This is a genomic window from Saccharothrix sp. CCNWYY140 (genome assembly GCF_037401995.1).
Classification (GTDB): Bacteria; Actinomycetota; Actinomycetes; order Mycobacteriales; family Pseudonocardiaceae; genus Actinosynnema.
The window spans coordinates 1-10871 of sequence record NZ_JBBEGC010000187.1 but is presented as its reverse complement, the minus strand read 5'-3'; the positions used below and the strand labels follow the sequence as shown (position 1 = coordinate 10871).

The 10871-nt window shown below is 72.1% G+C and carries 8 protein-coding genes; 5 read left to right on the top strand and 3 right to left on the bottom strand.

Features of this window, described 5'->3' with window-relative positions:
- Positions 1-244: 244 nt before the first annotated feature.
- Entirely contained in the window at positions 245-4204 is a 3960-nt protein-coding gene (locus WBN91_RS37380; protein ID WP_337729007.1) for an alpha-(1->3)-arabinofuranosyltransferase, read from the bottom strand.
- 25 nt (positions 4205-4229) lie between these two features.
- A complete protein-coding gene (locus WBN91_RS37375; protein ID WP_337729006.1) occupies positions 4230-4976 on the bottom strand; it encodes a class I SAM-dependent methyltransferase in 747 nt (248 codons plus the stop codon).
- Between the two features lie 127 nt (positions 4977-5103).
- On the opposite strand from WBN91_RS37375, the gene WBN91_RS37370 reads away from it, so the two are divergent.
- Positions 5104-6597, top strand: a complete 1494-nt coding sequence (locus WBN91_RS37370) for a substrate-binding and VWA domain-containing protein (protein WP_337729005.1) — start codon at positions 5104-5106, stop codon at positions 6595-6597.
- Here the strand turns inward: WBN91_RS37370 and WBN91_RS37365 are convergent.
- A complete protein-coding gene (locus WBN91_RS37365) occupies positions 6594-7562 on the bottom strand; it encodes an aldo/keto reductase (RefSeq protein ID WP_337729004.1) in 969 nt (322 codons plus the stop codon). The genes WBN91_RS37370 and WBN91_RS37365 overlap by 4 nt on opposite strands.
- A 66-nt stretch (positions 7563-7628) precedes the next feature.
- Between WBN91_RS37365 and WBN91_RS37360 the strand changes: the two genes are divergently transcribed.
- The 4 genes from WBN91_RS37360 to WBN91_RS37345 are packed head-to-tail and all read left to right on the top strand — an operon-like array spanning position 7629 to position 10742.
- Entirely contained in the window at positions 7629-8441 is an 813-nt protein-coding gene (locus tag WBN91_RS37360) for a helix-turn-helix domain-containing protein (protein WP_337729003.1), read from the top strand.
- Between the two features lie 35 nt (positions 8442-8476).
- Positions 8477-9040 carry a hypothetical protein gene (locus WBN91_RS37355; RefSeq protein ID WP_337729002.1) on the top strand — a complete coding sequence of 188 codons (564 nt, stop codon included), beginning with the start codon at positions 8477-8479 and terminating at the stop codon, positions 9038-9040.
- A gap of 11 nt (positions 9041-9051) precedes the next feature.
- Positions 9052-10104: a sensor histidine kinase gene (locus WBN91_RS37350; protein ID WP_337729001.1), complete on the top strand. Its 1053-nt coding sequence runs from the start codon at positions 9052-9054 to the stop codon at positions 10102-10104.
- Positions 10101-10742 carry a response regulator transcription factor gene (locus WBN91_RS37345; protein WP_337729000.1) on the top strand — a complete coding sequence of 214 codons (642 nt, stop codon included), beginning with the start codon at positions 10101-10103 and terminating at the stop codon, positions 10740-10742. The genes WBN91_RS37350 and WBN91_RS37345 overlap by 4 nt, the downstream gene beginning before the upstream one ends.
- Positions 10743-10871 lie beyond the last annotated feature (129 nt).

Sequence of the window (10871 nt, the reverse complement as noted above, 5' to 3'; positions counted from 1 at the left end):
GCAACCGGTAAAGCGTGGTTGCAGAAACGGACGAAACGTGGTTGGGCTTCGCCCAGGCCGGACGGGGAAAGAACCGATGCCCTTCCCGTGGGCGCTAGCCGCTTCGGCTCGCGCCTTCGGCGCGAAATGCATTCGCCCCTTGCTTGGGAGGGGCGCCTGAGCTTCGCGCGGGAGGCTGACCCGGGCTTCGAGTGGGGGGCTTACCCGCGCTTTGCGCGGAGAAGCGAGCGGCCGTGCGGGGGTGTCAGGAGGCATTGTCGAACCATCGGATGCGTGCCGAGACCACCGCTGCCAACGCGACCAACACCGCCGCCTGCGCCACCGTCCCGTAAGCCCACTCCTGCCCATGCCCCAACGCACGCCCCGCCACGCTGACCCCCGTAGCCACCACCATCCCGCCGAACGCCAACGCCATCGACACCGCTCGCCGATACCCCGGCACCAGACTCCGCAAGAACAGACAAGACAGCAGCGCGACCACACCCGCCATCCCGCCCAACAACCCCACCAACCCGACCAAAACCCACGGCACCCACCGGTCGCCACCCGCACCCACCGGCAACCCCCGCACCCGCCCCGGCACGAAAGCCACCAACAGGAGCGCAACCACCGCCAAAGCCCCGATCAGCAACCGCTCTCGGTACGACCCATCAGGCCCGAACTCCAGAGCGACCGTCACCGCCCCACCGGCCTCAGGCAGCAACCACGCCTGCTGCCACCCGTCCACCCGCGTCCGTTCCAACGGCTTGCCATCAACCGTGGCGACCCACCCGTCGTTCGCGTTCTCGGGCACGGCCAACACCGCAGCCGGACCAGCACCAACCCTGACCTCACGCTCAGCCGCCGACCACCGCACAACCTCAACCTCACGGTGCCTGACCTGCGCAACCATTGCGTCAGCCGGCTTCAGCCACACGTCCTGCACCACGAAGTCCGCCGACCGTCCAGCCCGCAGCTCGTGGTCCCCAACGCCCAGCGCCAAACCCTCAGCCAGGTCCGGACAGGTCGTCAGGCGCAACGGTCGGTGCTCGATCAGGTCCTTCACGGTTCCCCGAACGGACGTGTCGTACTCGACCCCATCTACCTGCAACAGCGGCCCCTGGCCGCACTCCGCGACGACCGGCGTGTCCGGCGCGGTAGCAGGCAGGTCCACGCCTTCCATCGCCAACTCAGTGATCCCGGGCGGGCCGTCGAAGTTCTCCCTGCGCACCACCGCGATCTCCAGGACATCCGTGGTGGCGGTGAACTCGACCACTCCACCATCGGCCACCGGCCGACGAACGGTGCCGGTCGCCGTCGTGATGTCCACTTCGGACGGTCCGCTCGCCCCCGAAGCCGAGTCCAGCGTGATCTTGAGACCACGTACTTCCCGCGCCCGATCAAAGGCGAACCGAAGGGTAGGCCGCTCATCCGTGTGATCGGCGATCCACGTCGTAGTCGGGTCACCATCCACAGCCGCACCCGGAGCAGCGGCCGGGTCGCCGGCCAGCTGGGTGGACCCGGTGACGGTCACCCCGTCCAAGCGCACCGGCGGGGTAGCGCCACCAGCAGGAAGGACAGTTCCGTCGACCGTATACGTGGCCTTCGAACCAGTGCGGAACAAACGGTGCAGGCCGGATGGTTCCTCGCCGAATCGAGTCAGACCAGCGTCACAACGGATGACCTCGTTCACGCGCAGGCAAGCAAACCTGGGTTGCGCGCCGCGAGTGAACGCGAACCCGGTGGCCCGTGCAGCGTCCGAAGGAACCCGCAGCGCCCGCTCAGGCTCGACCCCGGGAATAGCCAACTCGGCGATGCCGGCATTCCCACTGGTCCGCCCAGCCGCCAGCGACACCACCGTCACGCGCACCCGCCCGGTCAACCCGGCCGCCACCGGGAACCGCTGCTCACCAGACCCACGGGCCACCTCGTGCGAGGTCTCGCCGGCGTCGGTGGTGATCCGGATGCGGGTCACGGGCCAGCCGACGCGGCGGTCGTCCACCACGCGTAGGCCGACCTCCGTCACCACGCGGGGCGTGTCCAGGGCGACCTCCAGCCATTGGCCGATAGCACCATCCACAGTGGACGACTGCCAAGCGGTGTACGGGTCGCCGTCCACGGCCGCGAACGGCATGGACGACTGGTCCGAACCCCGCACGGAGTCCGCGAAGCCGGCCGACGTGGACGCCGTGACACCCCGGATGCCCCGGTGCACGGCGACCGTCCGGTGCTCCAAACCGTCGAATGGCAGCACGTCCAGGGCGGGTCGGACCTGGCGGGGCTGCTCGTCGACGGTCAGTGTCTGGCCCAGGTTGTCGCGCATCCGGCCGACGTTGCGCTCGCGGTTGCGCAGGCCGTCGGTGACCAGCCAGTCCGTGCCCTCCGGCGCGCCGCCGTCGCCGGCCAGGACGGTGGGCCGGTCGGCGGTGAGGAGGCCCGAATCCAAGAGCGGCAACAACGACTCGGGGCCGCCGCTGACCGTGGCCACGTCCTGCGCCGCCACGGCGACCGCCCGCCGCACGTCCCGCTCTACCTCGTAGACCTCCAGGGCCGGCCCGGCGGGCAGGGTGGTGTCCACCTTCACCGGCGACGGTTCGGCGTCCCCGAACCCGGCCACCCGCTTGATCCCCGGCGACCGCTCCAGCGCCGTCCGCAGCACGGCGATCGGCGGCACGTCCGTCTCCGCGCGCGAGACGTCGTTGCGCAGCACCAGGAACCGGTGTCCCGATCGGGCCAGGAAGTCGGCCAGGCCGGGTGCGCCGCGGCCGTCGGCCAGCGCGTCCTCCACGGCGTCCATCAGGCGTGTGTTGCCCTCCGACCCGAGCGGGATCTGGCTGCGCAGCGCCCACGGCGACCGGGCCAGCGCCTGGATCGGCTCGTCGATCGGCCGGCCCCAGGTGTACTCGGCGAACCCCGTGCCGGGCACGATCAGCGCCCGCGCGTCGGGGTCGGCGTGCTCCAGCCACGCGGCGGCCTCCCGCCAGTGGTCCGGGATCTCGTCCCAGCCCGGTCCGGGGCGCAGCGTCAGCAGCCACGCGGGCGCGGCGGCGACCAGCACCACCAACGCGCCGGCGACGACCCGTGCCTGCCGCGCCCGCACCGGCGACAGCACCCGACGCAGCAAAGGCAGACGGCCGGTGAGCGCGTGCGCCAACGCCAAGGTGAGCGGCAGCCGCAACCCGGGCTCCAGTTTGTGCACGTTGCGCAGCGGCGCGAGCGGACCGTCCAACAAGCCGCGCACGGTCTCCGACAATGGGCTGTCCAGCGCGCCGACGTACCCGATGGTCAGCAGCGTGGCCCCGGTGACCGCGCCCAGCGTCAGGAACAGTCGCTCAGGCAGGCTCGTGCGGGCCAATCCGGCCAGCGCGACGGCGGCGAGCACCCCCGTGGCGGCCATCAGGACCGGGTTGTCCACCAGCAGGAACCCGGCAGGCCACCACGGCGTGCCCTGCACGACGTACGCCACCCACTGGTTCGTGCCGCGCAGCACCTGGAACAACGACGTCGGCGAGGTGGTGTTGGTGGCGGACTCGACGTAGTCCACGAACGGCAGGCTGTACTGGCCCAGCAGCACCAGCGGCAGGAACCACCACAGCACCGCCGCGCCCACCGCGGCCGTCCACCACAGGACGAGCTTCACGTGCGGCCACGACCACCTGCGGGTCAGCAGCCACAACCCGGGCAGCACCAACGCCATCACGACGACCGCACCGTTGATGCCGCCCATGCCCAGGACCGCCAGCCCGGACAGCCCCGCCGCCCGCCGCGGCCCCAGCCGATCCGCCTTGACCAGCGGCAACAGCACCCACGGCAGCATCACCGCGGCCAGCACCTCGGCGGTCAGCGGACCGATCTCGGTGAGCATGCGCGGCGCCAGCGCGTAGGCCAGGGCGCCGACGTGGCGGGCGGGTTCGCTGCCGATGCCCATCGCCCGCGCCAGCAGCAGCGCGCCGCCGTACGCCAGGCACAGCAGCAGCGCGCACCACAGGCGTTGCGTGACCCACGGCGGCAGCCCGGCGAGGTCGCCCAGCAGGAAGAACGGCCCCATAGGGAACAGATAGCCGTACGCCTGGTTCTGCAACTCGCCGCCGCTGGCCATCGGGTTCCACAGGTGCAGCGCGCGCCCCAGGAACGCCGCCGGGTCCACGACCAGGTCCAGCTTGGTGTCGAACGTCGTGCGCCCCGGGAGTTGCAGGAACGACAGGACCGTGAGCCCCGCCAGCACCCAGGGAGTGGTTCTCGCGCGGATGTCAGCGCCCCCCGCCGAGCTTGCGGATCACGTACCGGGTGGACTCCCAGTGCGTCGCCGGTTCCGGCGCGGTCGCGGTGTCCACGACCTCGCCGCCGTGCGCGCCCACCACCGCCCGCACCCTCGCCTCGGGCAGTGCCGTCATGCGCATCGGCGCGGGGTAGTCGAGCACCACCCGTTGCGCGAACCGGACCACCGGGTTGGGCGCGATCCGCCACCCGATGCCCTTGAGCGTCCACAGTGGACGTGTCGTGCACTGGACCAGCGCCACCGCGCCCGGCCGCAGCACGCGCACGAACTCGGCCAGGTACTCGGTGATCACCCGCTTCGGCAGGTGCTGGAGCACCAGTTCCGAGAACACCAGGTCGAAGCTGCCGCTGGGGAAGACGTGCAGGTCGGGGGACTCGTTGAGCACGAACCGGCACCGCCCGCCACTGCGGTCCAGCGCCCGCGCGGTCTCCAGCATCGGCACCGACACGTCCACGCCGACCACCTCCTCGGCGTGCTCGGCCAGCGCCTGCGACAACCGCCCGGCGCCGCACCCGAAGTCCAGCACCCGCTCCCACCGCGTCGGCAGCCCCAACCGGGTCAGCCGCGCCCGCGCCCGCGCCACGTCCCGGCGGCCCTCGGCGAGGAACTCGTCGACGTCCCACCGACCGCCGCGCTTGTCCGGCGCCACGCTCACCGCCCACAGGGGGTCCTGCGCGCCGAGCGTGGTCCAGTCCTGACGAACCTGGTCGAAGTCCACCCGATCTCTCCCGGATGTGGGCGCTGGTGAGGGGGAAGATAACCACCCGACCGTTGGCCCCGGCGACAGAACACGTTGTGTGCGCGGACAAGGGGCATCGGCGCCACCTGCGTTAACGTGCGGTGACATGCGTGGCGCTCGGCGTGCTCCCGCCGTGGTCTTCGGGGTGCTCCTCCTGCTCGCGGTGGCGGCGTGGATCGGCGTGCCGCACCTGCGCTTCGGCTCCGACGACTGCGCCGAGGTCACCACCCTCTCGGTCGCCGCCGCCCCCGAACTCGCGCCGGCGGTGGACCAGGCCGCCCGACGCGTGCCCTGCGCCCGGATCACCGTGACCGCCCGTGATTCCGCTTTGGTCGCCGAGAACCTGACCGGCGTGGACGTCTGGATCCCGTCGTCCACCACCTGGCTGCGCCGCGCCCAGGCGGGGAAGTCCTGGGACCTGCCCGTGCGCGGCACGTCCGTGGCCACGTCGCCGGTGGTCCTGGGCATCACCGAGGACGCCGCCGCGAACCTGTCGTCCCCGCCCACCTGGTCCGAGGCCCTGACCACCCTCCGGGTGGGTCTCCCGGACCCGGCCCGCGACCCGGTCGGCCTGTCCGCAGTCCTGGCCGCCCGCCACCAGGCCCCGACCACCGCGGCCCTCACCGCGACCCTGCGCAGGCTCTCCACCACCGTCGGCGCGGACGCCCCGGCCCAGGCCCTGTCTGAACAGGCGCTGCTCAAGCACAACCGCGACGGCGCCGGCAAACGCCTGCTCCCCGTCTACCCGGACCCGGCGGTGCCCGCGCTGGACTACCCGTTCACCGTCCTGCCCACCGCCCAGCACCGCGACACCGCGCAACAACTCCTGTCCGCCCTGCTGGCCACCCCTCCACCCCCCGACCTGCGCTCACCGACCGGGCACGCCGATTGGGCTCCGACCGTGGTCGAGCCGGTCCCCGTGCCCGACCCGGACGCCGTGGACGAGGTGCTCAACCAGTGGGCGGCCATCAACCTCAGCGGCCGACTCCACATCCTGCTGGACGTCTCCGGCTCGATGGCCCAACCCGTACCGGGCACGGGCCAAACCCGCATGGCCGTCACCGTGGCCGCGACCGAGGCCGGCTTCGGCATCGTCAAGTCCACGACGAAGGTGGGTGTGTGGCTCTTCTCCACCAACCTCGACGGCAACCGCGACCACCGCGAACTCCTGCCGGTGCGAACGGTCGCCGAACACCTGGCCATCGACTCCCCGGCCAAACTCCGCGGCGTGCGAGCCATCGAGGGCGGCGCGACGGGCCTGTACGACAGCGTCCTGGCGAGCTACCAGTCGGCCCGGGAGAACTGGGAATCGGGACGCTTGAACGTGGTCGTCGTGATGACGGACGGGCGCAACGAGGACCAAGCCGGCATCACCCGCGAGACACTCCTCACCGAACTGGCCGCCCTGCAAGACCCACGCCGACCCCTGCCGGTCGTGGCACTGGGCATCGGCGAGGACGCGGACCTGGAGGAACTGACCGCGATCGCGACGGCGACCGGCGGCCGGGCCTTCACCACCCCGGACCCGACCGCCATCACGTCGATCTTCCACACCGCACTCAGCGGGATGCTCTGCCAACCCCCGCAGTGCAAGCCCTAGACGAGCCTCGGCAACCGGCGCTCGACCTTCAAGGCGTGATCGCCGAACACGAACGGCGACGGCTCGCACTCCGCGATGAAATCCCCGGGGAACCCGACCCGGAAGTCCGAAGCCGCCTCCAACCGAGCGACCGCCTCCGCCGGCAACTCCACCTCCAACGCCCCGAGGTTGTCCGCCAGCTGCTCCACCCGACTCACGCCCACCAACGGCAGCACCACCGCCGACCTGGCCCGCGTCCACGCCAACGCCACCTGAGCCGCCGTCACCCCCAGCTCCTCCGCCACCCCGCGGACCGCCTCCACCACCGGCAGCTCCGCCGCCGAAGGCACCGCCCGCGACCCGCCGACCAGCTTGCCCGCCGCCAACGGCGCCCACGCGGCCACGCTGAGCCCGAACGCCTCCGCCATCGGCAGCAGTTCGCGCTCCACGTCCCGGTTCAGCAGGTTGTACGGGACCTGCAAGCCGGCGAACGGTGTCCAGCCCCGCCACTGGGCCAAGGTGTTCGCGTGGGCAACGACCCATGCCGGTGCGTCCGAGACGCCCACGTAGAGAACCTTGCCTTCTTTTACGGCATCGTCCAACGCGCGCATCGTCTCCTCGACCGGGGTGTGCCGGTCCCAGATGTGCACCCAGAAGATGTCCACGTGGTCCGTGCGCAGCCTGCGCAGGCTGCGTTCCAAGGACAGGCGCAGGTTCTTGCGGTGGTTGCCGGCGCCGTTCGGGTCGGTGGCGTCGCGGGACAGGGTGTACTTGGTAGCCAGGACGAAACGGTCGCGGTCGGTCAGGACCTCGCCCAGGATGCTCTCGCTGTCGCCGTAGGCGGAGGCGGTGTCCAGGACGTTGCCGCCGGCGTCCGCGTACGCGCCCACGATCCGCCGTGCCTCCTCGCGGTCCTGGAACACCATCGTGCCCAGCAGCAGCTCGGAGACGCGCAGGCCGGTCTGGCCGAAGAGTCGGTACTTCATGCGCCCACCCTCCCCGACGCCCGCGGTCCGAGGGAGACCGTGGGAGGGACCCCTAAACTCGCCCGCGTGGCCGACAACGCACTGGGCAGGTTCCTGCGTGCCCGGCGTGAGTCGACCGGTCCCGACCGGTTCGGGTTGCCGGCCGGGCGGCGCCGGACGCCTGGCCTGCGCCGCGCCGAGGTGGCGGACCTCGCGGGGATCAGCGTGGAGTACCTGATCCGGTTGGAGCGGGGGAGCGACCGGCAGCCGTCGGCGTCCGTGCTCGGCTCGCTCGCGGACGTCTTCGGCCTGGCCCCCGAGGAGCGCGCCCACCTGCACCGGCTGGTCAAGGCCGGGACGACCTGCGCCCACGTGCCCGAGCAGCAGCCGCTGCGGCCGACCGTCCTCGGCCTGCTCGACCGCCTCGACCACGCGTACGTGGTGGACCCGGCCGGTGACGTGCTGGGGCACAGCGCGGGCTTCCGCGCACTCGCCGGGCCGACCGGCCTGCTCGACGCGTCCAACCTGGTGCGCTTCACCTTCACCGACCCCCGGGCACGGGTCGTGTTCCCGGACTGGGAGGCGATCGCGGACAGCCGGGCGGCGGGGCTGCGGGCGGCGGCCGACCTGGGGGACCACTCCGCCGCTCTGCTCGTCGAGGAGCTGACCATCGTCGCGGGGCACGAGTTCAGCCGGCGGACCGGGGCCGCGCTACCCCGGTGGACGGGCGTCGAGCGGTGGCTGCACCCGGTGGTCGGGGAGTTGCGGCTGGCGTTCGAGGGGCTGGTGCTCCCGGGCGGGGACGAGCACCGGCTGGTGGTGCTGCTCCCGGACGACGACCTGACCGCCAAGGGCCTTCTCACTCTTGAGAGGGAGGTCGAAGACCGCTCCCGCGGGTGATCACCCGGGCCGCTCGTTTCCGCAGGATCATCGGCATGAACTCCTACCTCGCCACACCACTGCTGGTCCTGGCCTACGGGATCGCCCGCATCATCGACGGCTTCGACGGGGAACGCGGCCCCGGTCCCGCGTGGACGATCGGCCACCTGTGCTTCCTCGGCGCGCTCGTGCTGTTCGTCCGGATCTTCTGGGACATGGCCTCGATGGTCGGTCCGCGCGGCCGGGTCTTCGCCGTGATCGGCACGATCGGCGCGGTCGGGTTCATCGGGCAGTTCGCCATCGACGTCGTCGCCGGGTTCCTCGCCTCCGACCACGCGAGCCTCGCCGCCCTGAGCAGGCAGGCGCGCGGGGTGCCGGGCGTGACGCTGTTCTGCTACGACCTCGCGCCCTACGTCTTCAGCATCGGGCAGCTCGGCCTGGTGGTGATGTTGGCGCTGCGCAAGGAAGTCCGGGTGTGGACGCCGGTGCTGGTGTTCGCCGACCTGGTGATGCCGCTCGTGGACAAGGACCTGATCCCGGTCGGCGCGGTGCTGCTGTTCGTCTCGTTCCTGCCGCTGGCGCGCAAGAAGGCGGCGAAGCGGGAACCGGCGCTTGTGTGAGGATGACCGGCGTGCTGATCCGCTGGGGCCTTCCCGTGCTGGTCGCGGCGGTCCAGCTGGGACCGTTCGCGATCCGGCAAGGACCGTTCGACCTGCTCGGCTACGCCGTGGTCGCGGCGTCCGTCGTGCCCCTGTTCTGGCGGCACCGGTTCCCGGTCCCGGTGCTGGTGGCGACGCTGGTCGCCGCCGCGAGCTACGACTACGCGGGGGAGGTGCCCGACCAGCCGGTCTGGTACGGGCCGTTGCTCGCGATGCACGCGGTGGCCGCGCACTCGTCGCCCAAGGCCCGGGTCGCCGCGCTGGTGGTGTCCGTCGGCGGGACGCTCGTCGCGGTCGGGCCGGTCACCGCCCTGCGCACGATCGCCCTGCTGACCGCCGCCTACGCGCTGGGCCGGCTGCACGCGGCGGCGGAGGAACGCGCCCTGCGCCTGGAACGGGAGCGTGAACTGGAAGCCGAACGCGCGGCCGAGCGGGAACGCGCCCGCATCGCCCGGGACATGCACGACATCCTGTCCCACGCGGTCAGCGTCATGGTGGTGCAGGCCGAGGCGGGACCGGTGGTGCTGCGCGCCGACCCGGCCCGCGCGGAGGCCGCGTTCGACGCGATCGCCTCGGCGGGACGGGACGCGATGGCCCAACTGCGCCGCATCCTGACCGTGCTGGACGACGAGGGCGGCCCGCGCGGGCCGCAACCCACCCTGGACGACGTGCCGGGGCTCGCCGAGCAGGTGCGGCGAGCGGGGGTGGAGGTCGACTTCACGACGTCGGGGTCGCCGCTGCCGCTGCGCCCGGACGTCGCGGTCGCCGCCTACCGCATCACGCAGGAGGCGCTGACCAACGTCGTCCGGCACGCGGGGGCGGCGCGGGCGCGGGTGCGGTTGGACTGGGAGGCGGACGAGTTGGTGATCAGCGTGGTGGACGACGGGCGCGGCGCGGCTCCGGGCCCAGGTGGTCGGGGCTTGATCGGCATGCGCGAGCGGGCGGCGGCGTGCGGCGGGACGGTGGAGGTCGGCCCGCGGGCGGACGCGCCGGGGTTCCGCGTGTCGGTGCGGTTGCCGGCATGACCATCCGGGTGGTGGTCGCCGACGACCAGGAGCTCGTGCGTGCGGGGTTCGCCATGATCCTCGACGCCCAGCCGGACATCGAGGTCGTCGCCGAGGTCGGCGACGGCGCGGCGGTGGTCGAGGCGGTGCGGACACTGCGGCCGGACGTGGTGCTGCTGGACATCCGGATGCCCGGCGTGGACGGCATCGAGGCCGCGCGGCGGGTCGACGGCGAGACCAAGGTGTTGATGCTGACCACGTTCGACGTGGACGAGTACGTGTTCGAGGCGCTGCGAGCGGGGGCGAGCGGCTTCCTGCTCAAGGACGTGCGGCGAGACGACCTGGTGCACGCGGTCCGCGTAGTCGCCGCCGGCGAGGCACTGCTCGCACCCTCGGTGACCCGCAAGCTCATCGCCCGCTTCACCGCCCCCGCACCCGCAATCCGCCTACCCACGCTGACCACGCGGGAGCAGGAGACGCTGGTACTCATCGCGCGCGGGCTGACCAACGCCGAGATCGCCGAGGCGATGGTGGTCACCGAGCACACGGTGAAGACCCACGTCAGCAACGTGCTGGCCAAACTCGGGCTGCGCGACCGCGTGCAGGCGGTGATCGCGGCCTACGAGTCGGGGCTTGCCGTGCCCGGCTCTTCCAGCTGACCGTGCTCCAGGAGTCGCCGGCCGGTTCTCCGCCTCCCCGCACAGCCCTTCGCGCCCGCAGGGCGCGCGCTTTTCGAAGGGCTCGCGCAGCAGACCTCCCAACTTGGGCTTCTTCCGTCATCCCCGTAT